18 protein-coding genes are annotated in these 24,554 nt (G+C 72.6%); 7 read left to right on the top strand and 11 right to left on the bottom strand.

The genetic code is table 11. The annotated features are described in order from the left end of the window. Window positions 1–69 precede the first annotated feature (69 nt). The 4 genes from KF837_26840 to KF837_26825 all read right to left on the bottom strand — a co-directional run bounded on the left by KF837_26840 (window position 70) and on the right by KF837_26825 (window position 7,582). Window positions 70–2,238 carry a cyclic nucleotide-binding domain-containing protein gene (locus tag KF837_26840; protein MBX3230967.1) on the bottom strand — a complete coding sequence of 723 codons (2,169 nt, stop codon included), beginning with the start codon at window positions 2,236–2,238 and terminating at the stop codon, window positions 70–72. Further along, window positions 2,235–5,555, bottom strand: a complete 3,321-nt coding sequence (locus KF837_26835; GenBank protein MBX3230966.1) for a hypothetical protein — start codon at window positions 5,553–5,555, stop codon at window positions 2,235–2,237. The genes KF837_26840 and KF837_26835 overlap by 4 nt, the downstream gene beginning before the upstream one ends. A 1-nt stretch (window position 5,556) precedes the next feature. After that, window positions 5,557–6,759 carry a protein kinase gene (locus tag KF837_26830; GenBank protein ID MBX3230965.1) on the bottom strand — a complete coding sequence of 401 codons (1,203 nt, stop codon included), beginning with the start codon at window positions 6,757–6,759 and terminating at the stop codon, window positions 5,557–5,559. Window positions 6,760–7,123: 364 nt separating this feature from the next. Further along, window positions 7,124–7,582, bottom strand: coding sequence for an NUDIX hydrolase (locus KF837_26825; GenBank protein MBX3230964.1), 459 nt, complete (start codon window positions 7,580–7,582; stop codon window positions 7,124–7,126). A gap of 94 nt (window positions 7,583–7,676) precedes the next feature. Here KF837_26825 and KF837_26820 point away from each other — a divergent pair, with 94 nt between their 5' ends. Then, on the top strand, window positions 7,677–8,660 hold the full coding sequence (locus KF837_26820; GenBank protein ID MBX3230963.1) for a fumarylacetoacetate hydrolase family protein: 984 nt from the start codon (window positions 7,677–7,679) through the stop codon (window positions 8,658–8,660). A gap of 109 nt (window positions 8,661–8,769) precedes the next feature. On the opposite strand, the gene KF837_26815 is transcribed toward KF837_26820, so the two are convergent. The 5 genes from KF837_26815 to KF837_26795 are packed head-to-tail and all read right to left on the bottom strand — an operon-like array spanning window position 8,770 to window position 15,217. Beyond that, window positions 8,770–9,756 (bottom strand): alpha/beta hydrolase, encoded by a 987-nt coding sequence (locus tag KF837_26815; protein ID MBX3230962.1) that lies wholly within the window; start codon window positions 9,754–9,756, stop codon window positions 8,770–8,772. Then, window positions 9,756–10,754 (bottom strand): alpha/beta fold hydrolase, encoded by a 999-nt coding sequence (locus KF837_26810; GenBank protein ID MBX3230961.1) that lies wholly within the window; start codon window positions 10,752–10,754, stop codon window positions 9,756–9,758. The genes KF837_26815 and KF837_26810 overlap by 1 nt, the downstream gene beginning before the upstream one ends. Before the next feature lies 1 nt (window position 10,755). Beyond that, a complete protein-coding gene (locus KF837_26805) occupies window positions 10,756–12,234 on the bottom strand; it encodes a hypothetical protein (protein ID MBX3230960.1) in 1,479 nt (492 codons plus the stop codon). Beyond that, window positions 12,235–13,191 (bottom strand): hypothetical protein, encoded by a 957-nt coding sequence (locus KF837_26800; protein MBX3230959.1) that lies wholly within the window; start codon window positions 13,189–13,191, stop codon window positions 12,235–12,237. A gap of 31 nt (window positions 13,192–13,222) precedes the next feature. Continuing rightward, window positions 13,223–15,217, bottom strand: coding sequence for a serine/threonine protein kinase (locus KF837_26795; GenBank protein MBX3230958.1), 1,995 nt, complete (start codon window positions 15,215–15,217; stop codon window positions 13,223–13,225). Between the two features lie 58 nt (window positions 15,218–15,275). Between KF837_26795 and KF837_26790 the strand changes: the two genes are divergently transcribed. The 3 genes from KF837_26790 to KF837_26780 are packed head-to-tail and all read left to right on the top strand — an operon-like array spanning window position 15,276 to window position 18,411. After that, window positions 15,276–16,496, top strand: a complete 1,221-nt coding sequence (locus tag KF837_26790) for an MFS transporter (GenBank protein MBX3230957.1) — start codon at window positions 15,276–15,278, stop codon at window positions 16,494–16,496. 9 nt (window positions 16,497–16,505) lie between these two features. Further along, window positions 16,506–16,889, top strand: coding sequence for a lactoylglutathione lyase (gene gloA, locus KF837_26785; protein MBX3230956.1), 384 nt, complete (start codon window positions 16,506–16,508; stop codon window positions 16,887–16,889). 1 nt (window position 16,890) lies between these two features. Continuing rightward, entirely contained in the window at window positions 16,891–18,411 is a 1,521-nt protein-coding gene (locus tag KF837_26780; GenBank protein MBX3230955.1) for an aldehyde dehydrogenase family protein, read from the top strand. Here the strand turns inward: KF837_26780 and KF837_26775 are convergent. Continuing rightward, window positions 18,408–18,761 carry a hypothetical protein gene (locus tag KF837_26775; protein MBX3230954.1) on the bottom strand — a complete coding sequence of 118 codons (354 nt, stop codon included), beginning with the start codon at window positions 18,759–18,761 and terminating at the stop codon, window positions 18,408–18,410. The genes KF837_26780 and KF837_26775 overlap by 4 nt on opposite strands. 128 nt (window positions 18,762–18,889) lie before the next feature. On the opposite strand from KF837_26775, the gene KF837_26770 reads away from it, so the two are divergent. Together KF837_26770 and KF837_26765 are read left to right on the top strand one after the other, a co-directional pair. Further along, window positions 18,890–21,337, top strand: coding sequence for a serine/threonine protein kinase (locus tag KF837_26770; protein ID MBX3230953.1), 2,448 nt, complete (start codon window positions 18,890–18,892; stop codon window positions 21,335–21,337). A gap of 17 nt (window positions 21,338–21,354) precedes the next feature. Further along, window positions 21,355–22,788, top strand: coding sequence for a serine/threonine protein kinase (locus KF837_26765; GenBank protein MBX3230952.1), 1,434 nt, complete (start codon window positions 21,355–21,357; stop codon window positions 22,786–22,788). 6 nt (window positions 22,789–22,794) lie between these two features. On the opposite strand, the gene KF837_26760 is transcribed toward KF837_26765, so the two are convergent. Continuing rightward, window positions 22,795–23,685: a hypothetical protein gene (locus KF837_26760; protein MBX3230951.1), complete on the bottom strand. Its 891-nt coding sequence runs from the start codon at window positions 23,683–23,685 to the stop codon at window positions 22,795–22,797. A 57-nt stretch (window positions 23,686–23,742) separates the two neighbouring features. On the opposite strand from KF837_26760, the gene KF837_26755 reads away from it, so the two are divergent. After that, window positions 23,743–24,543 (top strand): hypothetical protein, encoded by an 801-nt coding sequence (locus KF837_26755; protein ID MBX3230950.1) that lies wholly within the window; start codon window positions 23,743–23,745, stop codon window positions 24,541–24,543. Window positions 24,544–24,554 lie beyond the last annotated feature (11 nt).

Raw genomic sequence — 24,554 nt, 5'->3', positions numbered from 1 at the left:
CGCCTCCCTCATCGCGCGGGTGCCTTCCTCATCGCGCGGGTGCCTTCCTCATCGCTTTGGGTGCCTTCCTCATCGCGCGACACCGATGACGTGGAGGACGAGCAGGACGAGCGCGGCGGCGGTGGCGGCGAGGTGGGGGACGAGCCAGCCGCGGAGGATCCACGTCAGCGCCCGCTGCGCGCGCGTCGCGCGGTGCTCGACGACGAGGCGGACGAGATCGTCGAGGCCGGCGGTCTTCGTCGCGGCGGCGGTGCCCTTCGCCGGCGCGGCGGCGCCCTTCGCCGGCGCGGCGGCGCCCATGAGCGCGTCGAGGCGCGTGCGCAGCGACCTCTCCTCCTCGCGGAGCGAGCGGCGCGACGCGACGAGCCAGAGCGGGCCGAGGCGCGCGCGGAGGTAGGGGCGGAGCGACTTCACGAAGAGGGTCTTCACGAGCTCGCTCTTCCCCGAGAGCGCGCGGAAGACCTGGCCGTCGAGGTCGCGCGCGCGCGACGCGAGCTCCTCCGGGAGGACGGTCTTCCGCTCGAGGCGCGCGAGCATGCGCGGCACGACGACGTTCAGCGCGCCGCCGGCGAGGCCGCTCAGCACCGCGAGCGCGAGCGACAGCGTGAGCGCGCCCGCGACGTTCGGCGGGATCCGCGCGCCGACGTGCGCGACCGAGACCCCGAGCGCGAGCACGCCGAACGACATATGTGCGATATACATATATCGAGAAGACAGCCGCAGGCGCAGGCGCTTCACCGCGCTGTAGGCGACGAGCGCGAGGACGAGGACGCCCGCGGCGATGCCGCTCGGCCAGCGGCCGACGCCGAGGACGCCGAGGCCCATCGCCGCGAGCGCCGCGCCCGCGAGCCACGGCCACGCCGGCGTGCGAGCGGGGAGCACCGGCGCGGCGGCGGCGCCGGGAGCGAGCGGGACGAGCGCGACGTTGGGATCGATGCGCGCGATCGCCTCCGTCGGACACGCGTTCACGCACGCGGGCCCGGCCTTCTCCCCTTTGCAAAGGTCGCACTTCACCGCGACGAGCGGGTACTTGGGGGTGCCCGCCTTCGGCGCGGGCGCCGGCGCCATCGCGATGTTCTCCCACGGGCAGGCCTTCGCGCAGCTCCCGCAGCCGGTGCAGAGGTCCTCGCGGATGAACACCTCGCCGCGGGCGTCGCGGCCGATCGCGCCGGTCGGGCAGTCGATCATGCACGCGGGGTTCTTGCAGTGCTGGCAGCTGTTCGGGACGAGGAGCGGGACCGCGCCCGGCGCGACGAGCTTGTCGCCGCGGCGGACGAGGCGGCTCACGCCGTCGGCGTGCGCGTCGGCGCAGGACCACGCGCAGTGGCCGCAGCGGATGCACGAGTCCTGATCGATGACGAGGAGCGAGCGCGCGACGCGCATGCGGTAGAGGTCCTGGAACACGTGCGTCGTCGTGTTCGAGAGCGCCTTCGGCGGGCGCTCTCCGCCCTTGAGCCGCCGCGCGGCGGCGAGCGCTCCCTCGTTGCGGCGCGCGACGACGAGGAAGACGTCGCGCGGGATCGCGACCAGCCACGTCGGCCCGCTCGCGACGACGGCGACGCGACGCGGCTCACGCTCCGCGAGCTCCTCCTCGCCGAAGAGATCGCCGCGCCCGAGGTACGCCTCGACGCGCGGCCTTCCTTCGTCGCCGGTCTGCGCCTGGAGGAGGCCGTCGGCGACGAGATAGGCGGCGTCGGGTGGATCGCCCTCGCCGTAGACGTGTTCGCCGCGCGGCACGTGGCGGTGCTGCGCGGCGTCGAGGAGGACCTCGATGTCCGCGTCGGCCAGGGCGCGCGTGAAGCTCGTCGTGCGGAGGAGATCGAGCGTCGCCGCGCGACGGAGCTGCCGCTCCACCCGCTCGAGGCCCGCGCCTCCGCCGCGGCCCACCGCGCGGCGGAGCACGACGAGCGGGACCTCCGCGACGACGGCCTCCTCTTCGCAGCGCGCCTCGAGCTGGCGCGTCGAGAAGGCCGCGACGGTCGCCTCCTCGCCGAGCACGTCGCCGCGGCGCGCACGCCGGATCACCGCCGCGTCGTCGTCGCCGCGGCGCACGCCGGAGAGCGCGCACGATCCCGACGCGACGACGAACAGCGCGTCGGCGGGATCGCCGTGCCGGAAGAGCAGCTCGTCCTTCGCGAGCCTCCGCACCCGCCCCGCCGCCTCGATCTCCGCGCGCGCGCGCGCGTCGAGCCCGCGCAGCAACGACGCATCCCAGACGACCGTCGGCCACGCCGTCATGGGATCGTCGCCTGCGTCTCCGCGAGGTCGATGGGGTGGTTGCGGCGGAACATCGAGGGCGTGACCTGCGGGCCGCTCGGGCGGCGGCCCTCGCGCGCCTTGTTCGCTTCGTAGTCGGCGAAGGCGCGGAGGAGGAACGGCGGGAACGGGCGGAAGCGGAGGCGCGCCGTCACAGTGAACGGGCCCTGCCGGCCGCCGGTCTCGAGCTCGTACGTGTAGCGGACGACGACGCCCGGCGCGGCGGAGCGCTGATCGAGGATCGCGTCCGGCGCCTTGACGAAGCCGCGATCCGCGTCGAGCGAGCCGACGGGGAAGAACGTCTCGAAGAACGCGTTGTTGCCGGTCAGGTTCGAGCGGCACTCGCCGGTGTCGAGGTCGTAGGCGCCGTCGTCGAAGCGATCCGCGCGCGTGCGCCCCTGCCCCGGGCCCGCCTGGCAGCGGCCCTCGCGATCGATGAAGCCGATGCACTTCACGCAGCGGAGGAAGCCGTTCTGGAGGTTGATGAGGCCCTTGCCGCGGAAGCTCGTGCCGCCGAACGCCGGGTTCGGCTCCCAGAGCGGGACGTCGCGACCGTCGACGACGTCGGCGCCGAAGACGCCGAGCGGCCGGCCGCGGAAGTCACGGTTGTCGTCGCGCGTCGTGATGCGCGTGAACGTCTTGTCCTGGAGGTCGGCGTCGTCGCTCGTGAGCTTGCCGACCTCGTAGACGACGTCGCCGCGGCCGTCCTTCACCGTCATCTCGATCCAGATCTCGCGCTCCTGGCTGAAGCCGGCGGGGACGCGATGACCCGCGCCGACGTTCTGGAGCTCGACCGGGACCTCGAGCCGGCTCCCGAAGCGCGTGCCCTTCGCGAGCGTGAGCTTGAACGTGTGCTCGAGGAGCTGCCGCCGCCGCGCCTCGAGGCCGACCGGGACGCCGCTCCCGTCGAGCGCGCGATCGTTCGCCCAGCTGTCCGGGTATTCCGGTGAAAGCGGGAGATCGACGCTCGTGAACCAGTGCGACGCGACCGGCTTGAGCTCGGAGGAGGAGGTCGCGACGAGGCCGCGCGCGCGCTCGCCCGGCGCGCGCGCCTCGAACTTGGTGCCGGGCGGACACCCCCCGGCGCCGCGACTACCTGCGCTCTGCACGCATACGCCGGGGAAGAGGCTCATGTGGCAGTCCTGGCACGTCGCGGCGCGGCGACCGGCGGACTTCTCCGTGTCGGACCAGGTCTTCCACTCGGAGTACGCGTTGCGGAGCCGCTTGAAGTGCTCGCCGCGATCGCGCACGGCGAAGGAGTCGGTCCCGAAGAGCCGCACGTCGTGGCACGCGCCGCAGAACTCGCTCGAGCGCACGTAGCGCGCGGTGTCCTCCGGCACGCGTTTGTGGACGACCGGATCGCCGGGGCCGCCGCGGCCGAGCGACGGCGTGAGGAAGATGCTCGAGTCGAGGAGGTAGCCGCTGTTCGCGATGCCGCGGACGCCGACGCCGTCCTCCGGTCGCATGAGGAACGAGCGGCCGGTGAAGGGCGACGTCCACGTCGGGTTGCCTTCGTACGCGGTGGTGCCGTGGACGGGGCCGATCGTCTGATGGCACACCGCGCAGGAGATCCCTTCCATCGCTTGCGGCGTGAGCACGTCGCGGAGCGGCTTCTGCGCGTTGGAAGCGAACGCGCTCCACGGCGGCACGGTGGAGCGGAGGTTGTCGCTCGCGGAGTGGCAGTTCACGCACCAGTGCTCGCCGCCGGCGCCGGTGAACGCGACGCCGGTGCGCTCGTCGCGGCACACGTCGGCGCCCGCCTTCCGCAGCACGCCCGCGCCGCCGGGGCAGCGATCGTCCTTGCCGACTTGCTCCTCGACCGCGCTCTCGAGCGCGCCGAAGAGCGGGCTCTTCACCGCGTGCGCCATCACCGAGCCTTGCCACTCGCCGACCTCGCGCGCGTGGCACTGCCCGCACTGCTCCGCGGTCGTCTTCGTGAGCGGCGCCTGCGCGATCGCGCGGCGCGGGCTCTCGACCGGCGCGGGCACGCCGTTCGATCGCGACGCCGCGACGGACGCGCCCGCGATCGCGAGCCCGAGCGCGATCGGCACGAAGGCGACCCACCGCTTCGGCCGCAGCGGCGCCGCCACGGGCGTCGCGGCGACGGACCCGCCGCCCCCGCTCGCCGCGACGATCCGCTCGATCCGCTCCGCGCGACGCGCCGCCGCCGCCTCGTCGTCGCGCGCCACATTGGAGGACCGCGCGACCGCACCGCCCTCGCGCCGCGAGCCCGCCACCGACACGCCGGCGCGCGCATCGCGACCTGAACCGGACGCACCGGACGTACGCGCATCGCGACCAGAAGCCGACGCGCCCGCGCGCACGGAGCCGTCCGCACCCGCGCGGCCCTCGCGGCTCGAGCCGCCCGAAACCGACGTGCCCTCGCGACCCAAGCCGCCCGAAACCGACGCGTCCTCGCGACCCGAATGGGCGGCTCGCGCCGAGCCGCCCGCGTCCGCCCCCGCGCGTACCGAACCACCCGAAGCCGACGCGCCATCGCGGCGTGAGCCGCTCGAGGCCCACGCGCCCTCGCGCGCGGAGCGGCCGTCGCGCGGTGAGCGGGCGCGCGCGGGCTCGTCGCGGATCAGGTCTTCGCATCGGTCCGCGATCGCGGCGGCGTTCGGGGGGCGTTTCGATGGGTCGGCGGCGAGGATCGTGAGGATGAAGCTCTGGATGCCGGGGCGGAGCGTCTTGGCGACGTCGTCTGCGAACGGGGGGACGTGCTCCGCGGCGAGCGCGTCGCGGAGGCCTGCGCCCGAGAACGGATGCGCGCCGGCGATGAGTCGGTACGCGACGAGGCCCAGCACCCAGCGGTTCGCCGCGTTGTCCCAGGGCGCGCCGTTCGCCTGCTCCGGCGGCGTCCAGCGCGCGGAGGGGCCGCTGCTGCTCGCCGCCGCGACGTGGCCGCCGCCGACCAGCGCGCGGACCCAGCTCTCCGCGAGGATGAACGCCTCCGCGCGGCCCGCGCTCCCGAGCGCCACCTCGCTCGGCCGGAGCGCGCCGGGGAACACGCCCTTCGACTCGCAATGCGCGAGCGCTCGCGCGACGTCGCGGACCTTCGCGAGCGCGGTGATGCCGTCGAGGCGCTCGCCCCTCGCGAGGCTCTGCACCGTCGTGGTCGGGAGGCGCCGCACGAGCTCGAGCTCCGACGCCCCCGGCGCGAAGCCGCCGACCCCGGCCTCGCCGAACGCGACGAGGCGGCGCGCGACGCCGGCGTCGGACGCCGGCAAGCGCCAGAGCTCGGCGCCTTCGCCGTGCGTCTCGCGCTTGGCCCGCCCGATCGGATCGAGCTCCGTCACGTTACCTCGGGTTCGACGCCAGCGACCTCGGAGCGGACGACGTGGTCGTGCTCGCGGCCGGCGACGGATCGCTCGTCTTCAACCGAACGAGGTACGTCCCCATCCCCGCGACGAGCGAGAGCAGCACGATCGCGGCGATCGCGAGCCAGGTCGGGATCTCCTTCGGCTTGCTCGCGTTCGCCTCGACGATCGCGATCGTGTCGGTGCGCGGACGCTCCTCCTTGTCCTTCTTCGGCGACGCGGGCGCGGGCGACGAGTGGAGCGTGTCGCCGCTCGGCTTCGCCGACCTCGGCGTCGGGGTCGGCGCGGCCGACACCGGCGCGGTCGTCGTCTTCACCCGCTTCGGCGCGCCCGCGGACGTGCCCGCCGAGCGGAAGAGCGAGAGGCGATCGAGCACGTCGCGCGCGGAGGCGGGGCGGTCGTCGGGCTTCTTCTCGAGCATCGAGTAGAGGAGCTCCTCCACCCCGCGCGGGAGGCCGTGGCGGACCTCCTCGTCGAGCGCGGGCGGCGGCTCCGTGCACTGCAGGTTGAGCAGCTCGCGCGGCGACGCGGACGAGAACGGCGGGGCGCCCGCGATCATCTCGTAGAAGATGAGGCCGAGCGAATAGAGGTCCGAGCGCGCGTCGATCGTGCGCGCGTCGATCTGCTCCGGGCTCATGTACTGGAGCGTGCCGATGCTCTGCGTGTTCGTGGCGTGCATGCCCTCGAGCACCTTCGCGATGCCGAAGTCCATGACCTTGAGGCCGGTCGCTGGCGCGTCGTCGGCCGAGCCCTCCGCGACGGTGAGCATCACGTTCTCGGGCTTGAGGTCGCGATGGACGATCGGCGGCTCCTGCTCGTGCGCGACGACGAGCGCCTCCGCGACGCGGGCCGCGTGCTCGAGCGCCTCCTGCCACGGAAGCGCGCCGCGACGCGTGAGCTCCTGGCGCAGGGTGCGGCCGTGGAGGTACTCGAGCACCATCACGAGCTGCCCGTCGTTCTCCATCGAGGCGAGGCTGCGCACGAGGTTCGGGTGCTCGAGGTGCGCCAGGATCTGCATCTCGTTCAAGAAGAGGCGCCGGCCGTCCTCGTGCTTCGTGAGCTCGGGGCGGAGGACCTTCAGCGCGACGCGCCGCTTCGAGAGCCGCTCCTCGGCTTCGTAGACCTTCCCCATCCCGCCTTCTCCGATGAGGCGCCGAACGAGGTATTCGCCGATTCGATCCATGGACTCACCCCTTACGCACGACCCCGACGGTCGATCTGAAGAGCGCGTGCGTGAGAGACTACCGCACGTCGGGCACGGGTTTCCGGCGACGGGATGGACGGGATGAACCCCGCTCCCCCGTGAGGGGCGGGTCGGCGCGATCTGCGGGGATTCGCCGTACGCTCGCGTCGCCATGCTTTCTACCGACGAACAACGCCCGAAAAAGGTCCTTCCTTACTGGGTTCTCAACGTCGGGGGCTTCGCCCCCGACACCCCCACCCCAGACACGGCCCTCGCGCGTTGCGCTCGGGGCGCTTCGCGCCCGCTTTCGCGGCCGCTTCTGGGGCCCCGTCCAAGCGCTGAAGCGGGGCTATTCTTGGAAGAGTCATTCGAGGACTGTGGTGGGGGTTTCGGCGGCGGCCAGTATGTCCTCCATGCCGAAGGCCAGCTTGGGGGGGAGGTCCTCCTTCGCGAAGGCCTTCGCGGAGAGGATTTCTAGAGGATTTTTCGGGGGTTTGCTCGGGGGGTCGACGTCGCAGAGGGTGGCGATCGTCACGGCGTGGAAGCGTGCGTCCCGCATCGGGTCCGACCATGCGCCGAGCACACGGACGACCTCGTGCCGCGTGATCCCCGCCTCCTCTTCCAGCTCGCGCGCGAGGCCGGCCGTGAGCGTCTCGCCCCACTCCAGCGTCCCGCCCGGCAGGCACCACATCCCGTTGTCGGCGCGGCGAACGAGGACGATCCGCCCGTCCGGGGTGCGCGGGACCGCGCAGATCCCGACGACCGGCCGCTTCAGGATGTGCCGCGTCAGCTCGTGGACGATCCCGTACGCGGACTTCGGCAACCACCCGAGGAGCATCGCGTCTCAGATAGCGCGTTCGGCGGAGCACGTCACGACATGAGCCTACACTGGTGCGCGTGTGCTAACAGGCACCGGCATGAAGCTCGTCACGTACAAGCAGGGCGCCGAGACGCGCAGCGGCCTCCTCGTCGGCGATCGCCTCGACACGATCATCGACCTGAAGCGCGGGCTCGCCTGCCTCGACCGCAAGCTCGACGGCTACTCCGTCCTCGCCCTCGTCGAGCACGGGACGCAGGGCCTCGACGCCGCGCGCGACGTCCTCGCGGCGTGGGAGTCGACCAACCTCCCCGAGATGCACGAGGGCGGGCCGACGCTGGTGTCGCTCTCCGCGGTGACGCTGCTCTCCCCCATCCCGCGGCCGCCCTCGATGCGCGACGGCTACGCCTTCCGGCAGCACGTCGCGACCGCGCGCAAAAATCGCGGTCTCGACATGATCCCCGAGTTCGACCAATTTCCCGTGTTCTACTTCACGAACCATCAGGCGGTCGTCGGCCCGGGACCGGTGAAGGTGAAGGAGCGGCACCTCGAGCGCCTCGACTTCGAGCTCGAGGCCGCGATCGTGGTCGGGCGCGAGGGCCGCGACCTCTCCGCGAAAGAGGCCGACGCGTACGTCTTCGGCATGACGATCATGAACGACTTCTCCGCCCGCGCGCTCCAGATGCAGGAGATGACGCTCTCGCTCGGGCCCGCGAAGGGCAAGGACTTCGCGACCGGCCTCGGCCCCTACCTCGTCACGATGGACGAGCTCGCGCCAAGGGCGAAGAAGACCGACGCCGGCGACCACTACGACCTCGGGATGCGCGCCTTCGTGAACGGCAAGCAGGTCTCGACCGGCAACGTGAAGGACATGACGTGGACCTTCGCGCAGATCCTCGAGCGCGCGAGCTACGGCGTCACGCTCTACCCCGGCGACGTCATCGGCTCCGGCACCTGCGGGACCGGCTGCTTCCTCGAGCTGAACGGCTCGAAGATCACCGACAACCAGTGGCTGCAGGTCGGCGACGTCGTCGCGCTCGAGATCGACCGCCTCGGCCGCCTCGAAAACACAATCACGTCCTGAACCACGGTCGCCCCTCTCGGGGGCCCGGGGCGGCGGAGCGCGCCCCGCGCGCGGAGAGGCCCCGGCGGGGTGAGCTCGAGAGGGGCTGGCCCCTCTCGAACCAGAGAGCTCAGGTCTTCGTCGCTTCGCGGATGAAGGCGCCGAGCTCGTCGATGGGGCGGGCGCAGTCGGGGAAGAGGTTCGCGAAGGTGGGCCAGTCGTGGATCATGTCTTCGCCGACGACGAGGCGTGCGTCGACGCCGGCCTCGCGCGCGCGCTTCGCGAGGGCGACGGACTGGTCGTAGATCAGCTCCGCGCCGCCGACCTGGACGAGGAGCGGCGGCAGGCCCGCGAGGTCGCCGAACACCGCGGAGGCGAGCGGGTCCTTCGGATCGTGGCCGTTCAGGTACGTCGCGCTCCAGCGGTTGCCGACCGTCTCGTTGCTCCAGTCGAACGCGGCGTGCGCGTCGAGCGAGCCGCCCTTCGCGGTGAGGTCCACCCACGGACAGATGAGCGCCGCACCGGCGGGGAGCGGATCGCCCGCCGCCTTCAGGCGCTGCAGGAGCGCCATCGTGAGACCGCCGCCGGCGGAGTCTCCCGCGACGACGAGGCGCGACGGCGCGACGCCGTCCGCGAGCAGCGCGCGGTACACCGCGACGACGTCGTCGATCGCGGCCGGGAACGGGTGCTCCGGCGCGAGGCGGTACTCCGGCGCGAGCGCGCGCGCCGGCGCGGCGAGCGCGATGCGCGCGATGAGCTCCTGATGCGATCGCACCGAGCCGAACACGTAGCCGCCGCCGTGGACGTAGAGCACCGTCGCCTCCGTGCGCGCCGGTTGCTTCGGCGTGAACCACTCCGCCGGCACCCCGCCGAGCGTGACGCGCTCGCGACGGACGCGGCGCACGGTGGGCGCGTAGGTGCCGGCGAGGCGATCGAACGCGCGGCGCTGCGCCTCCCACGAGCCGCTCGCGAGCTCGAACTGCACCGCGCGCATCGTCGCGGCGAAGAGCTCGAAGCGGAACGACCACGTCGGACGGGCCGGTCCGCGGAGGAGCCGCGCGTACGTCACGCCGGGGGTCAGCCGCGCGAGGTGACGGAGGAAGACGATCTGCGCCATCAGCGATGCTCCGCGAAGAACGAGAGCGCGTGGCTCATCGCCCAGCCCTTGATCCAGCTCGCCTCGTCGAAGCCGCCGACCCAGCCGATGTGCCCGCCGTGCTCGCTCACGACCGTCCGCACGCTCGGCGCGGCGCCGCGGAACCACGGCCGCACGCCGCGGATCGGCACCATCGGATCGTCCTCCGCGTGGATGACGATGGATGGGACCTCGATCTTCTCGAGGTAGGGACCGGAGCTCACCGCGCGGTAGTAGTGATCGACGCTCTCGAAGCGGTGCATCGGCACGATGACCGCGTCGTCGTAGGCGCGGAACCGCTTGATGCCGTGGAGGTCGGCGACCTTGTAGTGGACGCGGGACGGGTGCCGCTCCGCGAACGCGCGCGCGCGATCGAGGAGGCCGCCGAGGACGTGGTAGCGGTAGAGCGCGCACGCGAACGTGTCCATCCGCGCCGCGACGTGGACGTAGTCGAGCGGCGCGGAGATGCTCGCGATCGCGCGGACGCCGGGCGGCGCGTCCTTGCCCCACTCGCCCGCGAGCTTCAACGCGATGCTCCCGCCGCCGGAGAAGCCGAGCACGAGCACGCTCTCGACGCGGGGGTGCGCGAGGAGATGGCGCACGGTGAGATCGAGATCGGTCGTGAGGCCGCCGTGGTAGAGCGACGGCGCGTCGACGACGCTCTCGCCCGCGGCGCGCATGTCGAGCCGCACGGCGTGGTACCCCGCGCGATGGAGCGCCACCGCCGCGCGCACGCAGCAGAGCGAGTCCTTCGACCCCGCGATGCCGTGCAGGATCACCACCGCCGGCGCGCGCTCGGAGGCGGGGGTCGCCCACCACGCGCGGGCGTGAAGGCAACCCTCGTCGCCGAGCGGGATGCGGAGGTCCTCTTCCTCCGCGCGCGCGTGCGTCTTCGGCGGCGCGTAGACGGGGACCGTCCCGGCGATCGTCTGCAGGTGCGGAGAGCGGAGCCACCGCGGCGGGCGGAACGCGACCTTCACGTCAGGGCGTGCACTCGGGGGCGATCACGTAGACCCTCCCCGTGTCGGGCGAGGCGGCGTCGCGATCGACCTTCTCGTTCGTGCCGAGGTAGCCGATGCCGTCGCTCGCGCTCGCGGCGACGACGGTGGTGATGCCGGTGTCGAGCACGACGCGCCGATCCGCCACCACCGTGGGCGGGTCCCCGCGCTTCACGACGTTCACCGCGACCTTCGTGACGTCTTCCTTCGCCGAGGTCGCGATCATCACCGTGTCGTTGTCGAGGAAGATCGGGAAGCGGATCGCGTCCGCGTCCGGACCGAGGCCCGAGAGCTCCGGATACTCCTCCACGACGACGCCCTTCGGCGCGTCCGGGATCGCGCCCTTGCCGTCGGCGGTGAGGAAGTACGCCTTCACCTGCCCCGTGCGCGCGCCCTCGGGCTCGACCGGGACGTTCGTCGCGCCGGCCCAGAAGACGGAGCCGTCGACGCTGGTCGCCCACCCGAAGCCGAGGCGGCGCGCGTCGCTCGCCGCGCCGATGTCGAGCGGGATCAGCTTCTCGACCGTCACCGTCCCCGCGCCCGCGTTCGAGACGAGGTTGACCTGCACCGTGCCGGGGCCGTTCGTCATCGCGACGAGGCGCGTGCCGCTCGACGCGTAGACGTCGGTCCCCTCCGGCAGCGCGAACGTGTTGAGCGTCAGCGACGCCGGCTCGGTGACGGTGGGCTCCACCACCGCCGACGCGAAGCCGGGCGCGGGACCGGTGAGGAGGATCGATCGGCTCTCGCGCGCGAAGAGGCGCGGCGTGACGGGCGCGCCCTTCGTCTCCACCAGCACCGTCGTCGCGCGGATGACGCCGGTGAACGGATCGGACGGCACCTCGATGTACGCGAGCGGGAAGCGGCCGGGCCCCGCCGCTTGACCGGTCGTTGCGCCCGCGAACCAGATCCGGTTGCCGCTCCGCACCATGCGGTTCGGGACGAAGCCGAGCCCGACGATCGGGACGGCGGGCGGCGCGGTGAGGGTGGGGTCGCTGACGTTGTACGCGAGCACGCCGCCCTGCGTGCCGGCGAAGACCCACGGGTACGCGGCGACGAGGCAGTTGGCGCAGAGGAACGGCTGCGCGAGGCTGAAGGTGCCGGCGCGTCGCTTGTACGACACGGGGGCGGAGCACGTGCGCGCGGCCTCGTCGCACTTGCCGGTCGTGCACGCGGCGGAGCGACAGACCTCGAACACGCACGCGCGCCGCGCGAGGTCGCAGCGCGGGGTGAGGCACTTGTTGTCCGGCGTCACGCAGTCGTTGTCGCTCGTGCACGCCGCGGCGGAGGGGTTCTCGACCACGCCCGACTCGGTGACGGTGCTGCCCTCCGGCACGACCACGTCATTGACCGGGCCGGAGTCCTTCCGGTCGATGAGCGACTCGTCGAGATCGAGCGAGCACGCGAACGCGAACGTCGTCGGGATCACCACCGCGCCGAGCGCGAGGAGGACGCGGCGGCGCATCTAGAACGTCCCCCCGAGCTCGACGCCGCCGGGCTTGATGCCGGCGCGGAAGCCGCCGCGATCGCCGGGCAGCACGATCAGCACGATCCCCCCGGCGACGAGGAGACCGCCGGTGAAGAGGCCGATGTTGGTCCACGTCTGGAGTGACTTCGCATGATCGTAGGCCTCGCGGTTGGGCGCCGCGTTGTACGCGTCTTCGGCGCCGCTCGCCTGGACGCCGAGGAGCGCGGTCGCGCCGAGCGCGGCGACGCCGACGCCGACGACGCCGACGCCGACCGCCTTCCGCGTCGTCCAGAACGGCTCGCGGAGGCGCATCGGCGGCGGCTCCGGCGGGGGCGGCTCTTCCTTCTTCGGCGGCTCCTCGACCTTCGGCGGCGGCTTCGGCTCGTCCTTCAGCTCGAGCGCCTGCGTCTTGCCGGCCTCGAGCATCACGTCGCGCCGCTCGATCGGTTTGTCGGGGGCGTGGATGCTGAGGGTGTGCACGCCGCCCGACGCGTGGAGGCGCGCGGGCGCCTTCACCTCCGTGAACGTGTCGAGCTGCACCTTCCAGCCTTCGGGCGCCTTCACCTCGAGCGTGCCGAGGCTCTTCTCGAGCGCGGCGATCCGGTCCTTCGCCGTCGCGGTCTGCTTCTCGTCGAGGCCGGCGGCTTCGAGCGCGCGCGCGTACGCGTCCGCCGCGCGCTCGGGACGCGAGGCGAGGTCCCACGCGCTCGCGGCGCTGTAGAGCGCGATCCCGCTCGCCTTGAAGGCGGCGGCGGACTCGAAGTGGAGCGCGGCCTCGGAGTAGCGCTTCGCGGCGAAGGCCTTCTGACCGAGGCCGTACTGCTGGCGAGCCTCCGCGGCGGACTCCGCCGCGGCGGTCTCCTCCGGCGCGGCGTGCGCGAGGGGCGCCGCAGAGATCGCGGCGAGAGCGACGGCGCAGGCGAGCACGGCTCGTCTCGCGCGGGGGACGGGCATGGGTGCAGTCTACCTTGGAGGCGCGCACCCGTCAGTATGGGTTGTCGGGGATCGCGGAGGGGTCCTTGTCGCGCGGCCGCGGCTTCTTCTTCGTCGTCGTGGCGCCGGCGTCGGCGGTCGGCTGGAGGACGACGTCGATCGCGGGCGCGCTGAAGTAGTCGAGCTGGACGCTCGAGTCCTCGAAGCCCTTCGCGTGGATGACGACGCTGCTCACCTCCCCCGCCGGCGGCCGCGGGAGCGCGCGGCGATCGCGCGGGAGCTCCTTGCCGTCGACGACGAGCACCGCGTCGGCCGGCGAGACGCGGAAGAGGACCTCCGGCGACGCGGCGGTGAGCGGCGGGACGGACGCGCTCGGGGCGGACGCGCTCGGGCCCGACGACGGAGCCGAAGCCGAGGCCGCGACCGGCGCCGGAGAGACCTGCTGCCGCGAGCGCCAGTAGAAGAGGCCCGCGCCGCCGATCACGACCGCGAAGAGCAGGCCGACGAGCATCGCCATCGCGTAGTACCCGAGCGCGGGCGGCGGCGACTCCGGCGCGGGCTCCAGGACCGGACCCGGACGCGGCGCGAGGCTCGGCGGCCCCTCGAACGACGGCGGCGGACCCGCCGAGAGCGGCGAGAGGATCGGGATCGGGACGTCGCGCGCCGGCGCGGTGAGCGCCCGCGCCTCGAGGACGGAGCGCGGCGGCAGCTCGCTCGGAGGCAGCGGCGGATCGAGCGGGCTCGGGACGTTCGGGACGAGCGACGAGAGGATCGCCTCTTCGATCACGGCCGCGTTCGAGCTGTCGGTGACGACGGCGTGCGTGTCGGCGTGGGTGTCGACCTCCTGCGTCTCGCCGAGCGCCATCTGCGCGATCGCGGAGGGGGCTTGCGGGATCGTCGACGAGCTCGTCGGGCCGATCACGCCGAGCGGCTCGAGCCGGCCGCTGCTCTGCGACGGCTTCACGCCGGAGCGGTGATCGGCCGGCATGCGCGACGGCGGGACCGACGCGGGGTCCCAGCTCTCGGCGCTGGAGGACGCCTGCTTGATGCGCTCGCGGCGGCGCTCGAGCAGCTCCGCGAGCCGCGTCTTCACCATCTGCCCGACGTGCCCCTGCGTCACGAGCGGCCCCTTCGCGAGGAACTCCTCGAGCGCGTAGCGCATCAGCTCCGCCGAGGCGAAGCGACGGTTCGGCACGCTCGCGAGCGCGCGCGCGATGATGCGCTCGAGCTCCGGCGGGTACCCGCGGACGATCGCGGCCGGCGACTCGAACTGGCCGTTCACGATCGCCTGCATCACGTTGTGATCGCCCTCGCCGCGGAAGGGTCGCCGGCCCGTCGTCGCCTCGTAGAGCACGCAGCCGAGCGAGAACACGTCGCTCCGGCGATCGACCGGATCGCCCGTCACCTGCTCGGGCGACATGTAGCTGATCTTGCCTTTGAGCTGCCCCGCGCTCGTCTGCTCGTGGATCTGACCGAGCGCCTTCGCGACGCCGAAGTCGCAGACCTTCGTGAAGCCGTCGGCGTTGATGAGGATGTTGTGCGGGGACAGATCGCGATGGACGACGCCGAGCTTGCGACCGTTGTCGTCCTCGAGCTCGTGCGCGGCGTGCGCGCCGGCGCACGCGTCGGCGATGATGCGCGCGGCGATCGAGACCTCGACCGGCTCGGGTTTGCCCGAGATGCGGAGCGCGCGCGAGAACGAGTCGCCGTTCACCCACTCCATCGCGAGGTAGAGCGTGCGCTTCTCCTCGCCGAGCTCGTAGATCTCGCAGACGTTCGGGTGGTGCACGCCCGACGCGATCCGCGCCTCGTCGAGGAACATGTGCTCGAACTCGGGCTCGTCGGCGAGGTGCGGGAGGATCGTCTTGATCGCGACGAGCTTCTGGAAGCCGCGCTGCCCGTGCTGGCGCGCGGCCCACACCCGCGCCATGCCTCCGCGCGCGATCGGGACGAGGAGCTCGTAGCGACCGAGGCGCGTGCCGGGTCGTAACGAGCCGAAATCGGACGGCTCGTCGGACAGCTCATCCGAAATGAGCAGATCCGCCACGGGGCCAAGGCTACTAGAAGAGGGCCGGGCTGGGAAAAGGGGCACGGCGATACGGGAAATGACGCAGCGAGACGAGGTGGGCGCGCCGGGGTCGGCGTGGGCGTTGGCCATCGCGGCGACGCTGGGGATGAGCGTCAGCTACATCGATCGGCAGACGCTCGCCGCCATTGCGCCGTCCGTGACGAAGGCGCTCGGGATCGACAACGCCCACTACGGGCTCCTGCTCTCGGCGTTCTCGCTCGCGTACCTCGTCGGGGCGCCGGCGGCGGGGATCGTCGTCGATCGGATCGGGGCACGACGCGGGTTCGCGGCGGCGGTGCTCGTGTGGTCGATCATCGCAGGGCTCCACGCCTTCGCGGTGTCGTTCGGCACGCTGTTCGTGCTGCGGCTCCTGCTCGGCGCGGCGGAGGCGCCGTCGTTCCCGTCCGCCGTGCAGTCGATCCGCCGGGCGCTGCCGGGCGCGCGGCGGCCGCTCGCGTTCGGCATCCTGTTCACTGGCAGCTCGTTCGGCGCGATCGTCGCGGCGAAGCTCGCGGTCGGCCTCGACGCGGCGTACGGCTTCCGCGCCGCGTTCGTGGTGACCGCGGCGATCGGCATGCTCTGGCTCCCGCTCTGGTTCGTCGTGTCCAAGGGCTTCGGCCTCGAGCGCGGCGCGACGCACGAGGCTCGTTCGAGCACACCACGCGCGCCGCTGCACCACGTCCTCACGAGCCCGCCCGTGCTCCGCGCCATCGTCGCGATCGTCGGCTCCGCGCCGGCGATGATGTTCGTCCTCAACTGGACGTCGAAGTACCTCGTCGACGGATGGCACGTGCCGAAAGAGTCGATCGGCAACTACCTCATCGCGGCACCGCTGCTCTTCGACATCGGCGCGATCGGCTTCGGCGCGATCGCGGGGCGAACGAAGACGCACACGAACCTCTTCGCGATCGCGATGCTGCTCCAGGCCTCGCTCGCCCTCGCGCCGCTCGCGCCGTCGCCCGCCGTCGCGATCGCGCTGTTCGCCGCGTCGGCGTGCGGCGGCGGCGGCGTCTACGTCCTCGTCACGAACGACATGCTCGCGCGCGTCCCGATCGAGCGCACCTCGGTCGCGGGCGGCATGACGGCGGCGGCGCAGTCGCTCGCGCACGTCGTGTTCGGGCCGCTCGTGGGCTGGAGCATCGATCGCACGCACGGCTACGGCGTCGCGCTCGTCGCGCTCGGGCTCGCGGTGCCGCCGACCATGCTCGCGTTCCTCTCCTGGCCCAAGATCGACCCCAAGATCGGCGACCCGGCGTAAGCTCGCCGCATGCGCATGCTCCACACGATGCTCCGGGTCGGCGACCTCGCGGCGTCGAAGAAGTTCTACACCGAGTGCTTCGGCATGAAGGTCCTCCGCGAGAAGGAGTACCCCGACGGCAAGTTCACGCTCTGCTTCATCGGCTACGGCGAGGAGGACGCGAACACCGTCATCGAGCTCACGTACAACTGGGGCAAGGACAGCTACACCCTCGGCGACGCGTTCGGGCACATCGCGATCGGCACGAACGACATCACGTCCGCGGTCGAGAAGGTGCGCGCGCTCGGCTACAAGGTGACGCGTGAGCCGGGGCCGATGAAGCATGGCTCCACCGTCATCGCGTTCGTCGAGGACCCGACCGGCTACAAGATCGAGCTCATCGAGCGGAGCTGAGATGACGACGAACACGCTGAAGAGCTGGGAGCCCGCGACGGGGGACCTCCTCGGCGAGGTCGCGATCACGCCGCACGAGGAGGTGAAGAAGACGATCGCGCGCGCGAAGAAGGCGCAGGCGGCGTGGGCGGTGCTCCCGGTGCAAGAGCGCGCGACGCGCCTCCTCCGCTTCCGCGACGCGCTCGTCGAGCGCGCGAGCGAGGTCGTCGACGTCATCAGCCGCGAGTGCGGCAAGCCCCGCCCCGAAGCGCTCGCGCACGAGGTGATGCTCGCGGTCGATCAGCTGACCTACTACTGCAACAACGCGGCGAAGATCCTCGCGCCGCGCGAGCTCCCGCTCCACCTCCTGAAGCACAAGAAGAGCACGCTCCACTACGTCCCGCGCGGCGTCGTCGGGATCATCTCGCCGTGGAACTTCCCCTTCGTCATCCCGATGGCGGACGTGTTCGCCGCGCTCGTCACCGGCTCCGCCGCGGTCGTGAAGCCGAGCGAGGTGACGCCGCTCTCGGTCCAGAAGGCGAAGGAGATCTTCGACGCGACCGGCCTCCCGGAGGACCTCTTCGGCGTCGTCCACGGCAAAGGCGACGTGGGGCAGGCCCTGATCGAAGGCGGCATCCAGAAGCTGGTGTTCACCGGCGGGGTGGAGACCGGCAAGCGCGTCGCGGCCGCGTGCGGCGCGAACCTCGTCCCGTGCGTGATCGAGCTCGGCGGCAAGGCACCGCTCCTCGCCTGCTCCGACTGCGACGTCGAGCGCACCGCGCGCGCGATCGTCTTCGGCGGCTTCGTCAACGCGGGGCAGGTGTGCATCTCGGTCGAACGCGTCTACGCCCACGAGGCGGTCCACGATCAGCTCGTCGAGCGCGTGAAGACCCTCACCGAGGAGCTCCGCCAGGGCGATCCCACCGCCGACGACGCGATCGACGTCGGCGCGATCATCTTCGGCAAGCAGATCGAAGTCGCGATGCTGCACATCGCCGACGCGGTGAAGAAGGGCGCGCGCGTCGTGACCGGCGGCAAGCGCCGCCCCGGTCCGGGCATGTTCTTCGAGCCGACCGTGCTCGCGGGCTGCGACCACTCGATGACGGTGATGACGCAGGAGATCTTCGGGCCGATCGTCCCGATCCAGCGCGTCGCCTCCGAGGACGAGGCGGTCCGCCTCGCGAACGACTCGCACCTCGGCCTGAACGCGTACGTCTTCACGAAGGACCGCGAGAAGGGGCGCCGCCTCGCGCAGCGGATCGAGGCCGGCAGCGTCGTCGTGAACGACGTGGTCAGCAACTACGCCGCGGTCGAGGCGCCGTTCGGCGGCGTGAAGCAGAGCGGCTTCGGCCGCGTCCACGGCGACGACGCGCTCCGCGACATGGCCGAGACGCGCCACGTGTTCGCCGGCCGCTTCCCCGACCCGCAGCGCGATCCGCTCTGGTTCCCCTACTCCACGAAGGTCTATCGCTGGCAGATGCGCCTCCTCCGCGCGATGTACTCGCGCGGCGGCGTCGTCCGGCGTCTCCGCGAGCTCTTCTAAGCCGGCTTGAAGCGGCGGCGCTCCGCACGGGTGAGCGCGTCGAGCAGACGTAGGGAGAACTCCTTGCCCTCCGGCGCCGGCTCGACGTCGAAGAGCTCCGCCCCACATGCGATCGCGACGTCGGAGAGCGCGGTGCGATCCGCCTCCGTCGTCGCGTCGTCGACGACGACCACGAGCGGGAGGACCGTCGACATCGCGGTGCACGCCTCCGCCGCCGTCGCGAAAGGCACCACCTCCACCGGCACGATCGCGCGACGGACCGCGGTCAGCTGGTCGGCCGAGAGACCAACCGAGAGGCAACGTAGGACGGCGGCGCCGTCCATCGTCCGTGATCCAAGACCGCGCGCCATGCGAGGACGAGCATACTCCGCTTTCGCGCGGTGGCGAGCGGCGTTGCGCCTCGCGGATCCATCTCCTAACGTGGAGCGTCGACCTGTCGACGATGCCGGCCTCACCTGCGCCCAGCGGCTCTTTGCCGATGCTTTTCGCGGATCTCGCGGATGAAGCATCCCGCGACTTCCTCGAAGGGGTCGCCCTCGCGGAGCAGGTCGCGTACGTCCCGCTCCTCGCCGCGCCCGTCGATCGCTCGACCCACCAGCTCGAGGTGTATTCGCCGCTCTCGTCGGAGCCGCTCCGGCTCTATGCCGATCCGGTCGGTCCCCCGACGAACGACGGCTTTCCGCTCCGCCTCCGCTTCCGCGTCGAGGAGTCCGCGCCGGTCCTGAAGGCGGAGAAGAAGCGGCCGGCGACGATGAGGGCGCGCCACGCGACGAGCCACGACCTCACCGAGCGGCACACCGCCGATCTCGAAGGCGCGCCCCAGTCCGAGAAGAAGCCGACCGACCTCATCGGACGAGAGCTCGCGGGCGGCAAGCTCGTCATCGAGTCGCTCATCGGCGGCGGCGGCGTCGGCGCGGTCTACAAGACCCGCCACCGCGACCTCCGCATCCCGGTGGCGGTGAAGGTCCTCCACGACAACTTCCAGTCCGACGCCGACTTCGGTCGCCGGTTCCACGCCGAGGCGCTCGCCGCGAGCCGCCTCGATCACCCGAACGTCACGCGCGTCCTCGACTTCGGGCAGGAGCCCGACGGCCTCCTCTACCTCGTGATGGAGTACCTCGACGGCGTCGGTCTCCGCGCGATCCTCGAGCACGAGAAGCGCCTCTCGCTCGAGCGCATCGTGAAGCTGACGAGCCAGATCTGCGCCGGGCTCGCCCACGCCCACACGAAGAACATCGTCCACAAGGACATCAAGCCCGAGAACCTCGTCATCGTGCGCGGGCACGACGACGACGGACAGCCGATGGAGGTGGTGAAGGTCTGCGACTTCGGCATCGCGCAGGGCGCGGTGCAGGAGGAGACGCGCCGCTTCCAAGGCACGCCCGAGTACATGTCGCCGGAGCAGTGCACGTCGTCCACGCTCGACGCGCGGAGCGACATCTACTCGGTCGGCATCGTGATGTACGAGCTCGCGACCGGCGACGTGCCGTTCATCGACGACGACCTGCGCCGCCTCCTCGATCTCCAGATCCACGAGCCGCCTCCGCCGCCGACGTCGCGCTTCCCCGGCGTCGATCCGCGCCTCGAGCGCATCATCCTCCGCGCGATCGCGAAGCAGAAGGACGCGCGCCACCCGACGATGCGCGACCTCCGCGCCGATCTCCGCGCGCTCCTCGACAAACCGGTCGCCGCGCTCTCGGGCCGGTTCCCGAAGGTGCCGAGCCGCGAGGAGCTCGCCGCGCGTTACGGCGCGCCGCCTTCGTCGGGCGGCACGCCCGCGCCGATGTCGGCGCAGCGCCCGCCGCCCTCGAGCCAGGGCGACTGGCTCCAGCGCGGCGGCGACGCGCTCTCGCACATCGAGCTCGCGACGGGCGGACCCCGCTCGCCGCGGTCGGAGATCACGAGCGATCCGAGCGCCTTCATGCGCCGGCTCGTCGGCACCACCGACCCGCGTCAGTTCCTCGAGCTCGTCACGCCGCTCGAGTCGGCGATCCCGGAGCTCGCGCAAGAGCAGCAGATCGAGGTGCTGTGGCGCCTCGCGAGCACGCTCGACATCCTCGCGACGGAGGGCCCGGAGGTCCCCGGCTCGCGCGCCGCGGCGTCGAAGGCCCTCCTCCGCGTGCTGCACGATCCGGGGACGCTCGCGCCGGTCGCGGCGCGCGTGCTGTCGCCCGGCGACGCCACGGGCGAGAAGCTCCTCGTGTCCGCCGGCGCGTTCGGCGCGCACGCGCTGTACTCGGCGCGGCTCCGCGCGACCGATCCCGAGGCGAGCCCCCGCTTCGTGAAGGCCCTCCGCGCGATCGGGCCCGCCGCGCTGCCGGTCCTGCGCGGCGGCCTCGAGCGCCTCGCCGATCGGCTCGGGACGCAGGGCGCCGCCGTCGTCGCGGAGGACCTCCTCCTCGCGATGCCGAAGTTCCACGACGAGGCGACGGGGGCGATCGTCGCGTCGTACGCGCGCTCCAACAATCCGCACCTCGCGCGCGCCGCCGCCGCCGCGCTCCCCGGCATCTGGCGCGAGCGCTCGCGCCCGATCGTGCTCGGGCTCATCGATCACGATCACGAAGACGTCGTCGTCGCCGCGCTCGGCGCGCTCACCGAGCTCGGCATCAGCGACGCCCCCACCCCGCGCCACGTCGCGACGGTCCTCGATCGCCGCCGCTCGCGCGCGCTCGTCCACGCGTCGCTCCGCGCGCTCGCGCAGGCGCGCGGCGAAGCGCGTGCGCCCGCCGCCGCGCTGGTGGAGGCGCGCCTCCGGCGGATGACCGACCTCCGCGTCGTCGACGACGTCGAGCTCGCGCTCGGGCTGGCCCGCGCGAACGCGATCCTCGCGCTCGACAAGGCCGCGGCGGAGAAGCTCCTCGAGGAGGTCTCGAAGGGCTGGCCCGCGGACGTGGCCGCGCGCGCGAGAGCTGCGCAGGCGACCTGACGCGATAGACTGGCCAGGTGCGCTGCGTCGGTCGTTACGAGCTCTGGACGCGCCTCGCCGCCGGCGGGATGGGCGCGGTCCACCTCGGGTGCGTGCGCGGCGAGGCCGGCTTCCGGCGCGCGGTCGCGATCAAGACGATGCACGCGTCGATCGCGGACAACCCGACGTCGGTCGCGGCGTTCATCGACGAGGCGCGGCTCGCGGCGCGCCTCCGCCATCCGAACCTCGTCTCCACGATCGACGTCGCGGCGGAGGAGGGGCAGCTCGTCCTCGTCATGGACTACGTCCACGGCGAGTCGCTCGCGCGCCTCGTGCAGCTCGCGCAGAGGGTGCCGCCGCGGATCGCGGTCGCGATCACGATCGCGGCGCTGCGCGGCCTCCACGCCGCGCACGAGATCCTCGGTGACGAGGGCGAGCCGCTCGGGCTCGTCCACCGCGACGTCTCTCCCCAGAACGTCATCGTCGGGGTCGACGGCGTCGCGCGCGTCGCCGACTTCGGGGTCGCGAAGGCGGCGGGGCGCATCAACCTGACGTCGAGCGACGGCGGCGTGAAGGGCAAGCTCGCGTACATGGCGCCGGAGCAGCTCTCCGGCCACGAGCTCGATCGCCGCACCGACGTGTTCGCGATCGGCGTCGTGCTCTGGGAGCTGCTCGCCGGCACGTACCTGTTCCTCGCCGCGAGCGAGGCGGCGACGGTGACGCGCATCCTCCACACGCCGATCGCCTCGCCTTCGGACCACGACCCCGACGTGTCGCCGTTGCTCGAGGCGATCGTCATGCGCGCCCTGAGCCGCTCGATCGAAGATCGCTTCGCGACCGCGCGCGAGATGGCCGACGCGCTCGACGCGACCGGCCTCGCGGCGAGCGTGTCGGACGTCGGGGAGTGGGTCGCGGCGACGGCGCAGGAGTCGCTCGCCGCGCGCGCGAACGTCGTGTCCGCGATCGAGCGCGCGCGCACGTCCTCCGCCGATCTCAAGGAGCTCGCGGAGCGCATCGCGGTCGCGTCCGCGCTCAGCCCGGGCGAGCGCGAGCTCGAGACCGAGCCGATGGATCCGTCGAGCACGACCGGGGCGACGACGCGGACGAAGGACCGGTGGACGAAGATCCGGCGCTCGCGCCGCGCGCCGCTCCTCATGTTCATGACCGGGTTCATCCTCGTCGCCGCGGGGGCGGTGGCGTTCGTCGCGTGGCGCGGATCGCGCGGCGCGAACGAGGAGCCGCCGCCGATCGCGGCCGCGCCGCCGCCGCCGGCGCCTCCCCAGCCCGCACCGGAGCCGGAGCCCGAGCCCGCGATCGAGCTCCCGGCCACGCCCGAGACCGCGGCGCCGGCGACGTCGGGCCGCCGGCGCGCGCCGAAGCCAGGCGCGTCCGCGCGCCCGAGCTGCGCGGACCCGTACACGCGCGACAGCCTCGGGCGGAAGATCTACAAGCGCGAGTGCCTCAACGACTGACCGCGCTCAGCGGCGCCGGCTCTCGTAGACGTGCGAGCCCGGGCCGCGCAGGTACATCACGCAGTCGTCGTCGGACACCCACTCGACGCCGGTGATGGGCTCGTCGGTGGTGAGCGCGAGGGCGGGCGCGCCGAACCGGTCCTCCTTCCGCGCGCGGTGCGCGCCGTAGACGCGGTGCTGGTCCCCGAAGCCGCGGTAGTAGAGGTTCGTCTGCGAGACGTTGAGGATCGGGATGACGTTCGGGGCCGGGACGACCACGACGCCGTCGCTCCGCGCGAACCCGCCGTCGTCGACCGGCGCACGGAGCATCCCGGCGCTGTCGCTGAAATATACGAAATCGTCGGAGTCAACGATAAACCCGCCTCGCGGCCCGTTCGGCGGCGTCGTGAGCTTCGTCCCGTCGCCGAACGTCCCGCCCGGCTCGCGGACCGCGGCGTGGATGCCGGTCAAGCCGTCGACGTCCACGTAGTAGTAGAGCTTCGCGCCGCCGGCGGTGACGCTCGCGAGGTCGATCGGCGGCGGGTACGGCGGGTCTTCGGTCACGACCGTCCACGCGCCGTCGCGCGTGGAGCGGCGGCCGTGGCGGAACGTCGGCATTCCGCTCGGTCCGGCGCCGTCGTTGCGGAGGTAGAAGACCTCGAGCTCGTCCCGCGTCACGCAGACCGGAGGCTTCAGGAGCGCCGCGCCGTCGAGCTCGCGGACGAGGACCGGCGCCCCGAACGGCGCCCGCGGGTTGCAGCGACCGTTCGACGGGGACGGCGACGGCGCCGGGGACGGCGACGGCGCGCCGGGGCCGGGCGGGGAGTGGATGACCGGCTCGCGGGATCCGTTCACGAGATCGTCGGTGCTCGGGCAGCCGGCAGAGAGCACGGCCACCCCGAGCGCGATGCGTCGCACCCCACGAGGGTAGCATCGCGGCTTCACGTCCCGCCCGTTTTCACGCACGATAGCGCGGTGTGGGCACGCCGGCTCGGAGGGATCGTCGCGGCGCTCGCCTTCGCCGCCTTCGCCGCCGACGCGAACGCCGAGCCGGCGATGGCCGAGCAGTGCGCGTCCGCCTCCGAGCGCGCGCAGCTCCATCGCCTCGAAGGACACCTCGTCGAAGCGCGCGCCGAGCTCGTCACCTGCAGCGCCCCGGAGTGTCCCTCCGTCGTGCGCCGCGACTGCGATCGCTGGCTCGTCGAGGTCGACGACGCGATCCCTTCCGTCGTCGTCACCGTGCGCGACGCGGCCGGCGCCGACGTCGCCGACGCGCGCGTGACGATCGACGGCGAGCAGGTGCTCGAGCGGGTCGAGGCGCGCGCGCTCCCGCTCGATCCGGGCACGCACGAGATCGAGATCGCCGGCCGCGACGGGCCGCCGGTGAAGCGCTCGATCGTGCTGCGCGAAGGCGAGAAGCGGCGCGTCGTCGACGTGACGCTCCCGCGCGCGGCGGCGCCGCCGGCGAAGCCCGCACGGATCGAGAGCAAGAACACGACCCGCGTCGCGGGCTGGTCGCTCGTCGCGCTCGGCGGCGTGGGCGTCGCGCTCGGCGCCGCGCTCGGGATCCATCAGCACCTCCTCTACGAGCGCTCCGACTCGTGCCGGCCGGTCTGCTCGCCGAAGCGGGCGGACGAGATCGACCGCGTCCGCCTCTTCGAAGGGATCGCGCTCGGCGCGGGCGCGCTCGCGCTGGCCGCCGGCGTCGTCCTCCTCGTGACGCACCCGGCGAAGAAGGGCGCGCTGCGGCCCGACGCGCTGATCGTGCGCTTCTGAGCCGCGTCGCG

This window comes from Labilithrix sp. (assembly GCA_019637155.1).
In the GTDB taxonomy this organism is placed as follows: domain Bacteria; phylum Myxococcota_A; class Polyangia; order Polyangiales; family Polyangiaceae; genus Labilithrix.
This window is presented reverse-complemented; position numbering and strand designations above follow the sequence as displayed.

Coding starts and splice junctions, on each gene's coding strand:
- KF837_26840 (MBX3230967.1), bottom strand. CDS start 2,238: ATGACGGCGTGGCCGACGGTCGTCTGGGATGCGTCGTTGCTGCGCGGG.
- KF837_26830 (MBX3230965.1), bottom strand. CDS start 6,759: ATGGATCGAATCGGCGAATACCTCGTTCGGCGCCTCATCGGAGAAGGC.
- KF837_26820 (MBX3230963.1), top strand. CDS start 7,677: ATGAAGCTCGTCACGTACAAGCAGGGCGCCGAGACGCGCAGCGGCCTC.
- KF837_26815 (MBX3230962.1), bottom strand. CDS start 9,756: ATGGCGCAGATCGTCTTCCTCCGTCACCTCGCGCGGCTGACCCCCGGC.
- KF837_26805 (MBX3230960.1), bottom strand. CDS start 12,234: ATGCGCCGCCGCGTCCTCCTCGCGCTCGGCGCGGTGGTGATCCCGACG.
- KF837_26800 (MBX3230959.1), bottom strand. CDS start 13,191: ATGCCCGTCCCCCGCGCGAGACGAGCCGTGCTCGCCTGCGCCGTCGCT.
- KF837_26790 (MBX3230957.1), top strand. CDS start 15,276: ATGACGCAGCGAGACGAGGTGGGCGCGCCGGGGTCGGCGTGGGCGTTG.
- gloA (MBX3230956.1), top strand. CDS start 16,506: ATGCGCATGCTCCACACGATGCTCCGGGTCGGCGACCTCGCGGCGTCG.
- KF837_26780 (MBX3230955.1), top strand. CDS start 16,891: ATGACGACGAACACGCTGAAGAGCTGGGAGCCCGCGACGGGGGACCTC.
- KF837_26775 (MBX3230954.1), bottom strand. CDS start 18,761: ATGGCGCGCGGTCTTGGATCACGGACGATGGACGGCGCCGCCGTCCTA.
- KF837_26770 (MBX3230953.1), top strand. CDS start 18,890: ATGCTTTTCGCGGATCTCGCGGATGAAGCATCCCGCGACTTCCTCGAA.